16 protein-coding genes are annotated in these 15,548 nt (G+C 61.3%); 1 reads left to right on the top strand and 15 read right to left on the bottom strand.

Translation table 11 applies throughout. From position 1 onward, the window contains the following. Nucleotides 1-246 precede the first annotated feature (246 nt). Together der and AC1AX7_RS02785 are read right to left on the bottom strand one after the other, a co-directional pair. Nucleotides 247-2,376, bottom strand: coding sequence for a bifunctional cytidylate kinase/GTPase Der (gene der, locus AC1AX7_RS02790; RefSeq protein ID WP_476508583.1), 2,130 nt, complete (start codon nt 2,374-2,376; stop codon nt 247-249). Beyond that, nucleotides 2,373-3,143: a pseudouridine synthase gene (locus tag AC1AX7_RS02785; RefSeq protein WP_476508582.1), complete on the bottom strand. Its 771-nt coding sequence runs from the start codon at nt 3,141-3,143 to the stop codon at nt 2,373-2,375. Before AC1AX7_RS02785 ends, der begins: the two co-directional genes overlap by 4 nt. A gap of 158 nt (nt 3,144-3,301) precedes the next feature. On the opposite strand from AC1AX7_RS02785, the gene AC1AX7_RS02780 reads away from it, so the two are divergent. Beyond that, nucleotides 3,302-4,345 (top strand): MIP/aquaporin family protein, encoded by a 1,044-nt coding sequence (locus tag AC1AX7_RS02780; RefSeq protein WP_476508581.1) that lies wholly within the window; start codon nt 3,302-3,304, stop codon nt 4,343-4,345. Here the strand turns inward: AC1AX7_RS02780 and AC1AX7_RS02775 are convergent. From AC1AX7_RS02775 to AC1AX7_RS02715, 13 genes are all read right to left on the bottom strand, one after another. Further along, nucleotides 4,262-4,546 (bottom strand): DUF3017 domain-containing protein, encoded by a 285-nt coding sequence (locus AC1AX7_RS02775; protein ID WP_476508580.1) that lies wholly within the window; start codon nt 4,544-4,546, stop codon nt 4,262-4,264. The two genes, AC1AX7_RS02780 and AC1AX7_RS02775, sit on opposite strands and share 84 nt — an antisense overlap. A gap of 162 nt (nt 4,547-4,708) precedes the next feature. Then, nucleotides 4,709-6,337, bottom strand: coding sequence for a bifunctional phosphoribosylaminoimidazolecarboxamide formyltransferase/IMP cyclohydrolase (gene purH, locus AC1AX7_RS02770; RefSeq protein WP_476508579.1), 1,629 nt, complete (start codon nt 6,335-6,337; stop codon nt 4,709-4,711). After that, on the bottom strand, nt 6,285-7,670 hold the full coding sequence (locus tag AC1AX7_RS02765; RefSeq protein WP_476508578.1) for a cell division protein PerM: 1,386 nt from the start codon (nt 7,668-7,670) through the stop codon (nt 6,285-6,287). Before AC1AX7_RS02765 ends, purH begins: the two co-directional genes overlap by 53 nt. Continuing rightward, nucleotides 7,667-8,587 carry a succinate--CoA ligase subunit alpha gene (gene sucD / locus AC1AX7_RS02760; protein ID WP_476508577.1) on the bottom strand — a complete coding sequence of 307 codons (921 nt, stop codon included), beginning with the start codon at nt 8,585-8,587 and terminating at the stop codon, nt 7,667-7,669. Before sucD ends, AC1AX7_RS02765 begins: the two co-directional genes overlap by 4 nt. Before the next feature lie 5 nt (nt 8,588-8,592). Next, nucleotides 8,593-9,786, bottom strand: coding sequence for an ADP-forming succinate--CoA ligase subunit beta (gene sucC, locus AC1AX7_RS02755; protein WP_476508576.1), 1,194 nt, complete (start codon nt 9,784-9,786; stop codon nt 8,593-8,595). Nucleotides 9,787-9,832: 46 nt separating this feature from the next. After that, on the bottom strand, nt 9,833-10,414 hold the full coding sequence (locus AC1AX7_RS02750) for an adenine phosphoribosyltransferase (RefSeq protein WP_476508575.1): 582 nt from the start codon (nt 10,412-10,414) through the stop codon (nt 9,833-9,835). A 104-nt stretch (nt 10,415-10,518) separates the two neighbouring features. After that, nucleotides 10,519-10,941, bottom strand: a complete 423-nt coding sequence (gene yajC, locus AC1AX7_RS02745) for a preprotein translocase subunit YajC (protein WP_476508574.1) — start codon at nt 10,939-10,941, stop codon at nt 10,519-10,521. An 81-nt stretch (nt 10,942-11,022) separates the two neighbouring features. Further along, complete coding sequence (gene ruvB, locus AC1AX7_RS02740) at nt 11,023-12,075, bottom strand: Holliday junction branch migration DNA helicase RuvB (protein WP_476508573.1); 1,053 nt, start codon at nt 12,073-12,075, stop codon at nt 11,023-11,025. A gap of 11 nt (nt 12,076-12,086) precedes the next feature. After that, the gene (ruvA, locus tag AC1AX7_RS02735; RefSeq protein WP_476508685.1) at nt 12,087-12,701 is read right to left on the bottom strand and encodes a Holliday junction branch migration protein RuvA; all 615 of its coding nucleotides are present in this window, start codon (nt 12,699-12,701) and stop codon (nt 12,087-12,089) included. A gap of 55 nt (nt 12,702-12,756) precedes the next feature. Further along, entirely contained in the window at nt 12,757-13,338 is a 582-nt protein-coding gene (gene ruvC, locus AC1AX7_RS02730) for a crossover junction endodeoxyribonuclease RuvC (RefSeq protein WP_476508572.1), read from the bottom strand. 6 nt (nt 13,339-13,344) lie between these two features. Further along, a complete protein-coding gene (locus tag AC1AX7_RS02725; protein WP_476508571.1) occupies nt 13,345-14,100 on the bottom strand; it encodes a YebC/PmpR family DNA-binding transcriptional regulator in 756 nt (251 codons plus the stop codon). Nucleotides 14,101-14,212: 112 nt separating this feature from the next. Next, complete coding sequence (gene pgsA / locus AC1AX7_RS02720; protein WP_476508570.1) at nt 14,213-14,860, bottom strand: phosphatidylinositol phosphate synthase; 648 nt, start codon at nt 14,858-14,860, stop codon at nt 14,213-14,215. A gap of 10 nt (nt 14,861-14,870) precedes the next feature. Further along, on the bottom strand, nt 14,871-15,473 hold the full coding sequence (locus tag AC1AX7_RS02715; RefSeq protein ID WP_476508569.1) for an HIT family protein: 603 nt from the start codon (nt 15,471-15,473) through the stop codon (nt 14,871-14,873). Nucleotides 15,474-15,548 lie beyond the last annotated feature (75 nt).

The following is a 15,548-nucleotide window of genomic DNA, read 5'->3' as shown; positions in this document are numbered from 1 at the left end:
AAGGATTGCTTTCGCGATGCGATCCCTGCCTGTGAACGCTATCTTCATCAGCGCAAACCCATATAGTAAGCGGCGCGGGTTCAAATCCCGCTGGTCCGACCGGATGAAATCCCTGTCTGCGTATATGCAGGCAGGGATTTTCCGCTTTTCCGTGATGTTCGCTCGACCATAATGTGAGGAGGTCGTATTCATCGGATTTCCTTGCCGAAATCCGATGAATACGACCTCCTCACGTCATCCGGGCCGCTACTTGCGCTTCTTCTTTTCGCGGATGTTCACCGAAATCTGAATCGGGGAACCTTCGAAGCCGAATTCCTCACGCAGCGATCGCTCGATATAACGACGATATCCGTGCTCAAGGAATCCCGTGGCGAAGATCACGAAACGCGGAGGACGTGTCGACGCCTGGGTGGCGAACAGGATTCGAGGCTGCTTTCCGCCTCGCAACGGGTGCGGGTGGGCCGCCTGGATCTGCCCCAGGAACGCGTTGAGCTTACCGGTCGGAATGCGCTTGTCCCACGATTCCAACGCACCGCGCATCGCCTTGGCCAGACGATTCGTATGCCATCCGGTCTTGGCGGAAAGATTCACGCGCTGCGCCCAGGTGACGCGGTCGAATTCGGTCTTCCACAGGCGCTCCATACGCTGACGGTCGAATTCGTCCATCAGATCCCACTTGTTGAACACCAGCACGACGGCACGTCCGGCATCGACGGCCTGGCTCATCACCTTCAGATCCTGGTCGGAAATGGGCTGGGAGGCGTCGAAGAGGACCAGCGCCAGTTCGGAGCGTTCGATCGCGGCCTGCGTGCGCAACGACGAGTAGTATTCGGCGCCCGACAGCTTATGGAGACGGCGCTTGATGCCGGCGGTATCGATGAACAGCCAATCCTCGCCGTCGACGCTCACCACTTCGTCGACCGGGTCACGGGTGGTGCCGGCCAGATCGTTGACGACGGTACGCTCCTCATGAGCCAGCTGATTGAGCAGCGAGGACTTGCCGACGTTCGGACGGCCGACCAACGCCACGCGGCGCAGATTGGACGGGGTGAGGAAACCGGAGGTGCGCTCCGCCTTGCGCAGCGAATCCATCGCAGCGTCCAGCAGATCGCCCACTCCCCTGCCGTGCATGGCGGAAATGCCGTATGGCTCGCCCAAGCCCAGCTTCCAGAATTCAGCGGTCAGATATTCGCTGATCTGGTCGTCGACCTTGTTGACGGCCAGCGTCACCGGCTTGCCGGCCGCGCGAAGCATCTTGACGATACGCTCGTCGGTGTCGGTCAGGCCGACCTGGCCATCGACCACGAAGATGACGGCGTCGGCAAGCTGCACGGCGATCTGCGCCTGGGACGCGATGGCGGATTCGATGCCTTCGACGTCGGCTTCCCAACCGCCGGTATCGACCAGCTTGAAATCCGTGCCGACCCATTCCGCGTCATAGCTGACGCGATCGCGGGTGACGCCGGGCGTATCTTCGACCACGGCGGCACGACGTCCGAGAATACGATTCACCAACGTGGACTTGCCGACGTTCGGACGGCCGACCACAGCCAGCACGCCGACGGCCTTCGGGCCGGAGGCGGAGGCGCGATTCTCGAAAGCGGAGCCGTCGATCAGGCTTTCGTCGCCCTCGTCAAGCTCATATCCCTCCAGATTGGCGACGTAGCGGCGGTATTCCTGCTCTTCGATGGCGGCGTCGACCAATTCGACCAGCATGTCGAAGGTCTGTTCGAAATCCAGATCGGAATTATCGATGGTGGTGACGCCATCGGCGGCCGTCATGAACTGCGTGACCTTGGAATCGACCTTGTCCCGCGCCGCCACATCCTCCGCGCCGACGCCCTGGACGCTTTGACTGGTGCGACGTGCCTGACGCACCTCCTCACGGGCGGTGAGCAGCACGCGGACCTCGGCATCGGGAGCCACGACCGTGGTGATGTCACGGCCTTCGGCCACCACGCCCTGACCGGACGAGAACGAGTCCTCGGCCCCCTCCTGCGCGATGTACGCGCGTTGCGCGGCGATCAGGACATTGCGCACCGGAATGATGCCCGACACCTTGGAGACATGCGTGGACACTTCGGAGGAACGGATCGCTTCGCTGATGTCTTCGCCATCGGCGAAGACGCGGGAGTCGTCCGGGTCGACGCTGATGTCGAAATGGCCTTCGGTGAAGAACGCCGCGACGGTTTCCGTCACTTCCTGCTCGTCAAGCGTTTCGGCATCAAGATCGATGCCCTGCCGCATGCACCACCAGGCGCAGGCGCGATACATCGCACCGGTGTCCAGATACGCGAAGCCGTAATATTTCGCCAATGCCTTGGACGTGGATGATTTTCCGACGCCTGCAGGCCCGTCGATCGCAATACGAATCACAGTCCCACCGCCTTGGACAGGGAACGGACCTCCGTCTGCGAAAGCACACGGTAGGACCCGGACTTCAGATCGCCCAGCTTGATCGGGCCGATCTGCGTGCGCACCAGACGCTTGACCGGGAAGCCGATCGAGCCGAAGATGCGGCGCACGATGCGGTTCTTGCCGGAATGCAGCACGACCTTGACCAGCGTCGTGTCGCGGTTCGCGTCGATGATGGCGCAGTGGTCGAGCTTGATCCAACCGTCATCGAGCTGAACGCCGGTTTTGACCAGACGACGGCACACCGTGCCGCTGATCTTGCCCTGCAGCGTGGCGATATAGGTCTTTTCGACCTCGTATTTCGGATGCATGACGTGCTGGCTGAGCTCGCCGTCGTTCGTCATCAGAATGAGACCCTCGGAATCATAGTCGAGACGTCCCATATGGAAAATGCGTTCGTATTTGTCGCCGACGATGTCGCGCAGGGTATAACGTCCCTTCGGATCGTCCATCGTGCTCAGCACGCGACGTGGCTTGTTCAAGGCGAGAGTGACATGATTCGGATTCACGCGTACGCGCGAACCGTCGACCCTCACCTGCTGGCGTTTCGGATCGACGCGGGTTCCCAGTTCCGTCACCAGTTCGCCGTCGATTTCGACACGTCCATCAAGAATGATCTCCTCGCATTTGCGGCGAGATCCGAATCCGGCCTGCGCAAGCAGCTTCTGCAGGCGGATACCTTCATTGTCGTTATGCGCCTTCGCGGCGCGAGAATATGCGTTTGGCATCGTTCTCCCAACGTGGCCGGGCATGTATATGTATCTTCGTTTCGTCGGCCGGAAGCGGCGAAACGAGAGCTTATCCATACTACCGTAAGGGTTGACTGGTAGGATGGCTGCGTTCGGCGGGACGAATCCCGCAACCCATACAATGATAAAGGAACGATATGACTGCTGTTGAAGCGACTCCTGTAGCCACGCGGAAAGAGATTCAGCCGTTGCTCGTGCGCGTAGGCGCCGAGCTGATCGGCAGCTTTCTGGTCTGCTTCGCGATTTATCTGACATGTGCGCTCGGCCTGGGCATTTTCGGCGTGTACATGTCTTTCGTGACCATCGCCATCGGGTGCATCTATGCGCTGGCGACGTATATCTTCGGCCGGATCTCCGGCGCGCAATTCAATCCCGCCATCACCATCGCCGCGATGCTGGTAGGCAAAACCCATGTCCTTGACGGCGTGCTGTACGTCATCGTGCAGGTTCTGGGCGCCATCGCCGCCGGCTTCGCCGTCAAATTCATGCTCCCCGTTTCCGAACAGGTCACGGCGAACGTGTGGTATACGCCGGCCGTCAACGGTTTTGACAACGGATCGATCTCCCATGCGACGCTGGGCAACTACGGCATCACCTTCGGCATTACGATGGCGATCGTCGTGGAAGTCATCGCAGGGCTGCTGATCGTATCCACGGCGATGCGCACGATGAACGAATCCGACGAAAACAATGGTCGTCAGGCTTTGATGATGGGCATCGCCTACGGCGTCGGCACCGCCATCACCTACCCGGTTACCGGTGCCGGACTGAATCCGGCGCGATCCACAGGCATCGCCATTGTGGCGCAAGGCCAGGGCCTGACCCAGGAGCCGTTGCCGCAGCTGTGGGTGTTCTGGATCTGCCCGGTGCTTGCGGCCGCCATCGTCGCATTGGTGATCATCGTCGCGCAAATGGCCAAGGGCAATGCCGATAGGAAGCAGGCCGTCCAGGATGCCGCGACCGAAACCGAAGTCGGGAATCCGCAGGAATCCGATTCCGGGTCTTTTGGGGAATCCTCGCCCGCCGAGACGACTGGGACCGATGCAATCGTCGAATCCGCCGCCGCACAGGCCGGAACGGATCCGGCGGAATCGGCGTCACACGCTCTGGGGGAAGCTGAAATAGAGAACCAGCAGACCGATGCCCAGCATGACGCCGATGAAGGAATCGAACGCCACTGATCGGACCTTCCAAGGGCTTCGTTCCCTGAACACCAGACGGACGAGTCCCGTAATGATGGCCGTCACCGCAATCATTGCGGTGGCGGCCAACGTATACCCGCGGAATGCGATCAAGGCCGCCAGCACAAGCACAATGGCGACCGCCCATTCGAACCAGGGCTTGCCCTCATGGTCTTCAGAAACGAACGGGTGCTTTCCCATATGTGCGCCTTCCTGCATGCCGTTTCGATAGCACTGCATCGTACGAAGAATCGTTGATGAAACATGATGGGAACGCGCGCGACGCGTATCCCCCAATGATTGTACGCGATATGGCGGGGCCGCCGTCCCCCATGTCGGCAGACGGCGGCCCCGCAGCGCTGTTTAGTGGAAGAAGTGACGCGTGCCGGTCACGTACATCGTGACGCCGGCCTTGCGCGCAGCCTCGAACACTTCCTCGTCGCGAATCGAACCGCCAGGCTGAACGATGGCCTTCACTCCGGCGTCGATCAGGATCTGGGCGCCGTCGGCGAACGGGAAGAACGCGTCGGAAGCCGCAACCGCGCCATTGGTGCGGTTCGCTCCCTCGGCCAGCGTGTTGGCGCGTTCGACGGACAGGTTGGCCGAATCCACGCGATTGACCTGGCCCATGCCGATGCCGACCGTGGCCTGGTCATGCGCGATAAGGATCGCATTGGACTTCACGCATCGAACCGCACGCCATGCGAACAGCAGATCGTTCAGGGTCTGCTCGTCGGCAGGCTCGCCGGAAACCAGCTTCCACGCATCCGGATCGTCGCCGACCGCGTCGATCAGATCGGTGGACTGCACCAGCAATCCACCGTCGATCTGGCGGAACTGCGTCCTGGCCGTCGGCGGCTCGCTCACCTTGAGGATGCGCAGATTCTTCTTCTTGGTCTGCAGCAGCTCGAGCGCCGTCGGCTCGTAATCCGGAGCCACAATGACTTCGGTGAAAATCGGGCGGATGCTTTCGGCCATGTCGAGCGTGACGGTCGTGTTGCATGCGATCACGCCGCCGTAGGCGCTCATCGGATCGCAGGCGTGTGCCTTCTTGTGCGCTTCCGCCGCGGTATCACCGACTGCCAGACCGCACGGGTTGTTGTGCTTGACCACAGCCACCGCGATCTTCGGCGCGAAATCCCACACTGCACGCCATGCGGCGTCTGCATCGACGTAATTGTTGTAGCTCATCGGCTTGCCGCCCAGCTGCTCGGCATGGGCGAAGCCGCCCCTGTTCAGCGGATCGAGATACAGAGCCGCCTGCTGATGCGGATTCTCTCCATAGCGCAGAACATTCGCACGGTCCCATGTGCGGGTGAACGCAGCCGGGAACTTCGCCTCATCGACGACCGTTTCCGTTTCGGCATCGGCGGATACGACCGAGGCCGGCTTCGGCCAATGCTTGGACGTCCATTCACTGATCGTGGCATCGTAGGCCGCGGTATGGGCGTAGGCCTTCGCCGCAAGCCAGCGACGTTCTTCAAGGGAGAAACCGGTGCCGTCGGCCACGCGCTTTGCCACCAGCGCATAATCGGCCGGATCGGTGACGATGGCGACGGTGGCGCTGTTCTTTGCGGCGCCGCGGACCATGGACGGGCCGCCGATATCGATCTTTTCGATGGTGTCGGCTTCGTTGGCTCCGGAGCGGACGGTGTCGGCGAACGGGTACAGATTGACGACGACCAAATCGAACGGCTTGATGCCGAGCTCTTCAAGCTGGCGGGCGTGGTCCTCGTTGGTCATGTCGGCCAGAATGCCGGCATGGATATGCGGGTCAAGGGTCTTGACGCGTCCGTCGAGGCTCTCCGGGAAACCGGTCACCTCGGAAACCTCGATGACCTGCACGCCAAGCTCCGCAAGCTTCTTGGCCGTGGAGCCGGTGGACACCACTTCGGTGCCAGCCTGCCTGAAGGCTTCGGCAAGCACTTCGATGCCTTCCTTATGGAAGACCGATACCAGAGCTCGTCGTATTGGACGATTCGTTGTTGTCACCCTGTTCCTCCTTTTGTTGTGGGGTCGAAGCCGCTACGCGTGGGGATGCGGCCGCTTCGTCGACGGTTGATGGCTGCGCGCCGGAGGCGTCATGCCGCGTGCGAACACGTCTGGAAATCCAGCGTATCCCGAAAACCGCCGCGACGCCAATCGCGGCGATCATCCAGGCGAAGATCAGTCCCAATGCGGTCGGCTGTCCGACGCGGCGCGTGGCGGCGATGACGTCAACGCCGATGCGGGAAAGCCTTTCGACGCCGAGCGAACCGTTCGATAAGGCGAACAGCAGACTCGCGCACACGGAAATCATCGCGCTGGCCAGGCAGAACGCGCCGGCGGGATATGCGAATGCGAATATCAGCGACTTATAGTCGGGATGTGGCTGGGCGGGTGCCGGTATACGCAGTCCGAACCCACGTTTCATGAAAATGGCCGCGATGCCGCACACCACCGCGCAGATGATGGGTATGGAGACGAACAGCATCCGGACGAGATCGTTGTGCAAAGCGTCGGGGAAAATGCCGAAGGCGGGGATCGGCGGCAAAACATCCACGTATTCGGACCAAAGGCTGTATGAGGCCGCCTGACCGATGGAGAATCCGCTTCCGAACAGCCATGCGAGTGCCCATAAAACGATATTCGGCAGCCAGGCCAGTGACGCGATCGAAGCGAGGACGGACGATCCGGTCTGCATGCCGGCGAGGTCGAAAATCTCCGTCACCGATGACCATCCGGCGCCGATCCAAACCAGTACGGTTATCAGTCCGATAACGAGATAGACGGTTTGGAGAACCACGGCGATCGTGATGCCGCAGATCAGGGCTTTCCGCAACCTTTCGGATATGTGATGCGCCATGCGGTCCATGGCATCGTGAACGGCTTGTGAGCGCAATGCGGCCAAAAGGAACCCGATGGTGAATACCAGCGATGTCTTTGCATGGACCATCCATGGCCCATCGATCAGGGGCGCCGCCGTATTGTTCCGCATTGCGATGGTGATGATGTTCCAAACCGCAATGCCGCTGAGATACGCCCGCCAATCGGTGTCGAAACGCAGTGCCATCGCGCGTATCGCGCCGATGAGCAGCAGCGTCAACGACAGCGGGATGATGGTCAGCGTCACGGATCCGGTGTGGAGGCCCGCACCTTGGCTGAGCAGCATCACGGACTGGGTCAGCGGGATCGCGAAGGAGGAAAGATTGTCCCCGCCTTCCTCCATGGAAACGACCAGAAGAAGCAAGGAAATGAAACACCACATCGCCGCGATATAGGCCAGTGCCGTGATCGCGGCGATGATGGCGCCCGTGATCCAATGTTTGAAGCGGGTGACTGTCATAGCGGCAACGAGGCAAGAACCTCACGCATGTATTGCGCAGTCTGGCCCGGGGTCGCTCCGACACGGATGCCTACCGCCTCAAGCGCATCCTTTTTGTCTTGCGCCGTTCCCTTCCCGCCGGAAACGATCGCCCCGGCATGGCCCATCTGCTTGCCTTCCGGAGCGGTGAATCCCGCGATATAGGCGATGACGGGCTTGGTCATATGCTCTGCGGCCCACTGCGCAGCCTCTTGTTCGGCGCTGCCGCCGATTTCGCCGATCATGACCACGGCCTTGGTCGCATCGTCGTTTTCGAATGCCTCCAAGGCCTCCTGCAGCGTGGTTCCGACGATCGGGTCGCCGCCGGCGCCGAGACATGCGGTGAATCCGATGTCCGACAATTCTCCCATCAGCTGATACGTCAGCGTTCCTGATTTCGAAACCAGGCCGAGAGGGCCGTGGCCCACGATCCCGTCCGGAATGATGCCGAGATTGACGCCATGCGTCATGTCGGAGGCCGTCGTCGTGAGCAGGCCGGGGCAATTCGGTCCGACGATGCGCACCCCCCTGCTGCGGGCAAGGGCCACGCAATACGCGCTGTCGACGACGGGAATGCCTTCGGTGATGACCACAATGGTCTGCAGTCCGGCTTCGATCGCTTCGATTATGGCGTCTTTCGCGAATCGCGGCGGAACGAAGACGACGCTGGCGACGGCGCCGGTGGCTTCGCGAGCGTCCTGGCACGTCGCATAGACCGGAACGGAACGGGTCTTGCCGTCCATTCCCTCGAAATCGATCGAGGTGCCGGCCTTTCGCGGATTGACGCCTCCCACGATATTGGTGCCGGCCTTGAGCATGCGTGCGGTATGGGTCATGCCCTGATGGCCTGTCATGCCCTGAACGATAACAGGAGCATCATCTTCAATGAACACGGTCATGATGTTCAGCGTCCTTCCATGCCGATCGCGGCAAGACGTGCGGCTTCCTGAGCCGCTTCCTCCATGGTTCGTGCAACCCGCACATTCGGATTCTTCGACTGTGTCAGAATGTTCAGGCCCTCCGTCGCCGCGTTGCCGTCGAAACGCACGACAATGGGCTTGTTCGCGTTGAGATTGTCCAGCGCTTCAAGAATGCCCTTGGCGACCTCGTCGCATGCGGTGATACCGCCGTAGACGTTGATGAACACCGAGCGGACCTGAGGGTCGGACATCACGATCGTCAGACTGGTGTCCATGACCTGCGCCGAAGCGCCGCCGCCGATATCAAGGAAGTTCGCCGGCTTGACGCCCGTTCCCTGGTCTTGTCCGGCGTCGGAAACGGCGTCAAGGGAGCTCATCACCAGTCCGGCGCCGTTTCCGATGACGCCGACTTCGCCGACCAGATGCACATAGTGCAATCCGAATTCGCGTGCCTTCTGTTCGAACGGGTCCGATGCGATCGGGTCGTCGAAACGTGCCCATCCGTCGTGACGGAACGCGGCATTGCCGTCCAATGAAATCTTCGCGTCCAATGCGCACAGCGACTTCGAGGATTCGTCATCCGGATCGCCGATTTTGGCAAGCGGATTGATCTCCACCAATGTCGCATCGTTTTCGATGAAGCAGCGCCACATTTTCAGCAGGACTTCCGCGGCCTGCTCGACGTCGGCGTGATAGAAGCCGATGTCCTGGGCCATGCGGCGCGCCTCTTCGATGCCGAAGTCGCCGAGCGGGTCGATATGCAGACGCTTGACCATTTCGGGATGCTCATGCGCCACTTCTTCGACTTCGGTGCCGCCTGCCGCTGTGGCGAGCACATCGTAATCGCGCGAGGAGCGGTCCACGGAGATGGAGACGTAGTATTCGTGCAGGATGTTCTTCGCTTCGGCGACCAGCACGCCGTTGACCTTGTGGCCGCGGATGGTCATCGGAAAGATCTGTTCGGAAAGCAGGATGGCCTCGTCGCGTGTTCTGGCGATTTTCACGCCACCTGCCTGACCGCGATGCCCGATCTTCACCTGTGCCTTGATCACGCACGGATAGCCGAGCGCATCCGCCGCTTCGGCGACTTCATGAGAGTTTTCGGCGAAAATCGCTTTCGGAACGTCAATCGACTGCTCTTCAAGCAGTTCACGCGCTTGATATTCGTAAAGATCCATATTGGACTCCCTATGCAATGAAAACCGTTATGGCTTTGAAAATCGATCAGGCCGGCATGGTGATGAGACGGCTGGCCGGGTAGTCGCCAAGGGAGGCGATGCCATTGATGCCGAGCAGTTCCATGACGAAGCTGAAGCCGACGACGGTGCCTCCGCAACGTTCGATGAGATTCGCGGCGGCCTTGGCGGTGCCTCCCGTCGCGATCAGATCGTCGACGATGAGAATGCGCGATCCCTCATGCACCGCCTTGACCTCGATTTCGACCGTCGCCTGTCCGTATTCGAGATCATAGGACTCTCCGACCGTCGGAGGAGGCAGCTTGCCCGCTTTGCGGACCGCGATGAATCCTTTGCCGAGGTGTGCGGCGAGAGCGGGGCCGAACAGGAATCCCCGCGCCTCCAGGCCGGCGATGGCGTCAAAGGAGTCCGCCGGCACAGGCAGCGCGGCTTCCAGAGCCTCCATGAGGATGCCGAGCGCGCGCGCATCGGCCAGGACCGGCATGAAGTCGCGGAAAATGATGCCTTCTTTGGGGAAACCCGGAATCGAACGGATTAAGGAAACCAGATATTGGGCGTCCTGAGGCGCTATTTTGTTCAGATCGGCGGGGATGATGTCCGCTTGCGTCATGGTGCTGCTAAATCCTTTGATTGTGATGTTCGGGTGCTTCGTGTTCGAAACGTCGTCGCGCGGTGACAAAAAACGGATGCGCTCGTATCGAGCGCATCCATATGTCACTTGTTTTCTTCGGCGGACTCGTCGGCGTCGTTGTCCTGCGGGACGGTGTCGTTGTCCAGCGGTTCGGCTTCGATGACCTCCTCCATCGGAACCTGGGCGTCGCCGTCGGAATCCTGCGGCAGCGGATTGCCGTTCTCGTCCACCTCGTCGTCATGGATGTAGGCAGGGCGCGTGTATTCGCGGCTGATGGCGTTGAAGCCGAAGCGAAGCAGCGAGCCTTCGGAATCGATGACGATCTCCTCGTATTCGGTATCCACGGAAACCACCGTACCGATGATGCCGCCGATGGTGATGATCTGGGTTCCCGGCTGGAGGCTGGCGCGGAAGTTCTTCTTCTCTGCCTGCTGCTTTTTCGCGGAACGGGACTGCCACCACATCATGCCGATCATGACGACGATCATGATGATCATTATTTCCATACCGGGGTTCTCCTTTTGCCGATCGGATGCTGCGTGGGCCGTTTGCCCAACCGCATGATTTTATGATATCCGCCTGACATCTTATTGAGAATTGTTCTCAGGTTGGAGGCCGAGATGCGACCACGCCTTCGGCGTGGCGACGCGTCCTTTGGGCGTACGGATCAGGAAGCCCTCGCGTACCAGATACGGTTCGCACACGGTCTCAACGGTTTCGGATTCCTCCCCCACCATGGCGGCGAGATTGTTCAGCCCGACCGGCCCGCCGTTGAAATTGGTGGTGATCGCCGTCAGCACGGCGATGTCGAGGCGGTCCAGGCCCTCCGTATCGATCTGATACAGAGCCAGCGCCTCTTTGACGGCTTCGGCGGATACCGAATCCAGATCGTGGACGACGGCCCAATCCCGCACGCGCCGCAGCAGGCGGTTGGCGATGCGCGGTGTGCCTCGGGAACGCATCGCCAGCTGCGATGCCGCCCCTTCCCGCAAAAGAAGCCCGAGGACCGCCGCGGAGCGTTCGATGAGCTTTTCGAGCTCCTCGCGCGGGTAGAAGTCCAGATGGGCGGTGAATCCGAACCGTGCGCGCAACGGGGAAGGCAGCATGCCCTCCCTCGTCGTCGCGCCGATGACGGTGAAACGAGGCAGGGTCAGCGGAATGGATGAGGCTCCCGGTCCCTTGCCGACCATCACGTCGACGCGGAAATCCTCCATCGCGATATACAGCAGTTCTTCGGCAGCGCGCGGCAGACGGTGGATCTCATCGATGAACAGCACTTCGCCGGCGTCCAGCGAGCTGAGTATCGAAGCCAGATCCCCCGCATGCTGAATGGCCGGTCCCGAAGTGACGCGAATCGGCACTCCGAGCTCGTTGGCGACGATCATCGCCAACGTGGTTTTGCCCAAGCCCGGAGGGCCGGCAAGCAGGATGTGGTCCGGCGGCACTTCGCGTTTGCGTGCGGCGTCCAGGAACAGCTGCAGCTGGGCTTTCAGCAGAGGCTGCCCGATAAAGCCATCCAGGACGTGAGGGCGCAGCTCTTCGTCGCTGACGGGCTCACCCGCGATCGGTGCCGCGGAGACCATGCGCAGCGATTCCTCGTTGGCGCCGGAATTCTTCGAAATCGTTGTTTCGTTGGCCATGATGGGGCCGATCACCTACCTCGATCAAGGGACGCCAACGCAAGACGAAGCACGTCGGGCACGTCCTGAGCGCGCAGAGGCCCGTCGAATCCCCGTTCGGCGCGCACGCTCTCCAATGCGTGATGAGCGTCCTGCTGGCTCCAGCCAAGGGACATCAGTCCCTCGATCACCTGCTGCGCGCCGGTATCCTGCGTCGGCGTACCGGCCGGATCCTCGTTCAGCTGTTCAAGGTCGATCGAGCCCTTGAGCTCAAGAATGATCTTCTGCGCGCCCTTATTGCCCAGTCCCGGAGCCTTCGTCAAAGCCTTCGCGTCGCCGTCGGCGATCGCCTTGGCCAGACGGTCGGCCGGCAACACCGAGAGCAGAGACAGCGCGACCTTGGGGCCGACTCCGTTGACCTTCTGCAGACGAAGGAACATGCGCTTCGAAGCCGGGGACAGAAAGCCGAACAGCGTCACGGCGTCCTGGGAAACCGACAACGAAGTGTGGATGCGATGCTCCTGCCCCGCGTGAATGGCCGATAAATCCGCCGAGGGCATGCGCACCTCATACCCAACGCCGCCCACATCAATCAGGGCGGCCGTCGCGTCGACCGATTCGACTCGGCCGGTCAGCATTCCGATCATGATCGTCACTCCCCTGTCGCCATCAGACCATCGAATAGAACATCTGTTCGATAGTCTACATGCCTCTGCGGACCCCTGAACGATGCGCGGCCTGTTGCGCGGCCTTCGCCCATTGGCGTTGCGCCGCGGTCAGATGCTGTTCGCGCTCCCCGCCCTGCAAGGCGCCGGCAGGACGCAGCGCATGGCAAATCGCGACGGCCAGGGCGTCGGCGGCGTCCGCGGGCGTCGGAATGGTGTTCAAACCAAGAATTCGTGCCACCATGCGTTCCATCTGCGGCTTGTCGGCATGCCCGTTGCCGGTGATGGCCATCTTCGACTCGGTCGGCGTATGCAACGCCACGGGGATGCCGCGTTGCGCCGCGGCGAGCATCGCCACGCCGGCCGCCTGCGCCGTTCCCAACACCGTATTGCGGTTCTCCTGGGCGAACACCCGTTCGATGGATACCGCATCCGGGCAGAAGCGTTCGATCTTTTCCGCAAGGCCGTCGTAGATGGCCAGAAGCCGAAGATCCTGCGACATTTTCGGATCGGAACGGACGACATCCACATGAACGAAAGAAAGCCGGCGGTATGCGCCGGCTTCGATCACGCCGACCCCGCAGCGAGTCAGCCCGGGGTCGACGCCAAGAATAATCACGCTTGATTACTCCTCGTCAAGCTGGGCCATGACTTCGTCGGAAGCGGTCCAGTTGGAGTAGATGTTCTGCACGTCGTCGAGATCGTCGAGGTTGTCGATCAGGCGGGACACCTTGCGGGCGTCTTCCAGACCCAGCTCGATCTCGGTCTTCGGGGCCATCACCAGATCGGCGGAATCGTATTCGAAACCGGCGTCCAGCAGGGCCTGACGAACGGTGTGCATGTCGGACGGGTCCGTGACGACGACGAACATCTCGCCCTCGTCCTGCACGTCTTCGGCGCCGGCTTCGGCGGCCTTTTCGAACAGGTCATCGAAATCAACGCCTTCGGACGGGATCGCGATCTGGCCCTTGCGTTCGAAATTGAAGCTCACGGAACCGGTGGTGGCCAGGGATCCGCCGCCCTTGCCCAGGGTGGAGCGCACGTCGGCGGCGGCGCGGTTGCGGTTGTCGGTCAGGCATTCGATGATCAGACCGACGCCGGCCGGAGCGTAGCCCTCGTACACGATGTCTTCGTAGTTGGCGCCGCCGGCTTCCTCACCGGAGCCACGCTTGACGGCGCGCTTGATGTTGTCGGCCGGCATGGAGGACTTCTTGGCCTTGTAGATCGCATCGGCGAGGGACGGGTTGCCGTCCGGGTCGCCGCCGCCCATACGGGCCGCGATTTCGATGTTCTTGATCAGCTTGGCGAACAGCTTGCCGCGCTTGGCGTCGATGGCGGCCTTCTTGTGCTTGGTGGTCGCCCACTTGGAATGCCCTGACATATTGCTCCGATCAGGTTAGACGGATAAGACAAACGACATGATTTTAGAGCGGTTTGCAGACAAAAGCCGCAAAACGGCCGAATACCGGCGGCGCGGATGGCTTGGACGGACGCTATCGATCCTGCCTCATCAGGCGGTATGCCGCGGCGACGCGCTGGCATACCGTGACGACGCCGAGTACGGCAAGCAGCACCATCGCGATGCACAGCCAGACGCCATGATGGGCCAATCCCGTGACGGCCATGCCGATCAGAATGATGGCGAGCCTGTCGGCGCGCGTGGCGACGCCGACCTTCACCTCGTATCCGACGGATTCGGCGCGTGCGCGGGCATACGAGGTCACGAACGATGTCATGATCGATACCAGCGCGGCGCCCATGCCGATCATCGCGACATAGTCGTTGGAGGGATCGGACGCGTCATGCCACCAGTCGGCGTGCAGTACGAAAAACAGGATCACCGCGACCAGCAGCGCCCAATCGGCGATGCGGTCCAATGTGGAATCCAGAAAGGCGCCGAATTTCGTGCCGCCGTTCGTCAACGCCGCGACCGAACCGTCCAACGAATCGAACAGCACGAGAATGGTCAGCACAAAAGCCCCGGCGAACATCCAGCCGGTAATGCCGGTGACGACGGCGACGACGATCGTCAGCAGCGAACCGACGACCGTCACCGTATCGGCGCTGATCGACAGGCGAACGCACAATACCGCGATCGGATTGATAATGCGTTTCCAACCCGAACGAAAACGTTCCAGCATCATCGCTCCCCTACTGTGCGGATCGCTCCGAAGGCAACGCGAATGACGGCGCCAGGCGCGTGAACGCTTCGGCGTACGCGGCACGCTGGTCGGACAGCAGAACCGGCATCGTACGGGTCTGCGCGACGATCGGCATGAAATTGGCGTCGCCGTTCCAGCGCGGCACCACATGCTGGTGCAGATGCGCGGCGACGCCGGCGCCCGCGACCTCGCCCTGATTGATGCCGATGTTGTAGCCGTCGGGATGCGACACGTCGCGCATCACCGTCATCGCCAGCGTCGTCGCCTTTTCGAATTCGAACAGCTCCGCGTCGTCAAACTCGGTGATCATGCCGACATGACGGTACGGGCATATCATCAGATGGCCGACGTTGTACGGATACAGATTCATGATGGCGAACACGTAGGTGCCGCGCCAGGCGATCAGGCCGTCCTCATCGGATTTCCGGGGTCCGGCGCAGAACGGGCATTCCTTCGTCTTCGGCTTCGTCGGCCGGTCTTCGGAATTACGCAGCACGTAGGTCATGCGCTGCGGCGTCCACAGGCGCTCGACGGTATCCTCCTGCGGCGGGAAACCGGCCGGGTCATCGATACGCGGTTGTTCGTCGTTCATAGAGACGCTCCTTTATATTGCATATGATAAGCGCACACATGGCAACGCAGCCGTTCGAATGGTCTCGCCGGCATT

This window comes from Bifidobacterium sp. LH_449 (genome assembly GCF_056356755.1).
This window is presented reverse-complemented; position numbering and strand designations above follow the sequence as displayed.

Excerpts from the sequence above, each read along its gene's own strand:
- AC1AX7_RS02785 (WP_476508582.1), bottom strand. The coding sequence starts at position 3,143 with ATGCCAAACGCATATTCTCGCGCCGCGAAGGCGCATAACGACAATGAA.
- AC1AX7_RS02780 (WP_476508581.1), top strand. The coding sequence starts at position 3,302 with ATGACTGCTGTTGAAGCGACTCCTGTAGCCACGCGGAAAGAGATTCAG.
- AC1AX7_RS02775 (WP_476508580.1), bottom strand. The coding sequence starts at position 4,546 with ATGGGAAAGCACCCGTTCGTTTCTGAAGACCATGAGGGCAAGCCCTGG.
- AC1AX7_RS02765 (WP_476508578.1), bottom strand. The coding sequence starts at position 7,670 with ATGACAGTCACCCGCTTCAAACATTGGATCACGGGCGCCATCATCGCC.
- sucD (WP_476508577.1), bottom strand. The coding sequence starts at position 8,587 with ATGACCGTGTTCATTGAAGATGATGCTCCTGTTATCGTTCAGGGCATG.
- sucC (WP_476508576.1), bottom strand. The coding sequence starts at position 9,786 with ATGGATCTTTACGAATATCAAGCGCGTGAACTGCTTGAAGAGCAGTCG.
- AC1AX7_RS02750 (WP_476508575.1), bottom strand. The coding sequence starts at position 10,414 with ATGACGCAAGCGGACATCATCCCCGCCGATCTGAACAAAATAGCGCCT.
- yajC (WP_476508574.1), bottom strand. The coding sequence starts at position 10,941 with ATGGAAATAATGATCATCATGATCGTCGTCATGATCGGCATGATGTGG.
- ruvB (WP_476508573.1), bottom strand. The coding sequence starts at position 12,075 with ATGGCCAACGAAACAACGATTTCGAAGAATTCCGGCGCCAACGAGGAA.
- ruvA (WP_476508685.1), bottom strand. The coding sequence starts at position 12,701 with ATGATCGGAATGCTGACCGGCCGAGTCGAATCGGTCGACGCGACGGCC.
- AC1AX7_RS02725 (WP_476508571.1), bottom strand. The coding sequence starts at position 14,100 with ATGTCAGGGCATTCCAAGTGGGCGACCACCAAGCACAAGAAGGCCGCC.
- pgsA (WP_476508570.1), bottom strand. The coding sequence starts at position 14,860 with ATGCTGGAACGTTTTCGTTCGGGTTGGAAACGCATTATCAATCCGATC.
- AC1AX7_RS02715 (WP_476508569.1), bottom strand. The coding sequence starts at position 15,473 with ATGAACGACGAACAACCGCGTATCGATGACCCGGCCGGTTTCCCGCCG.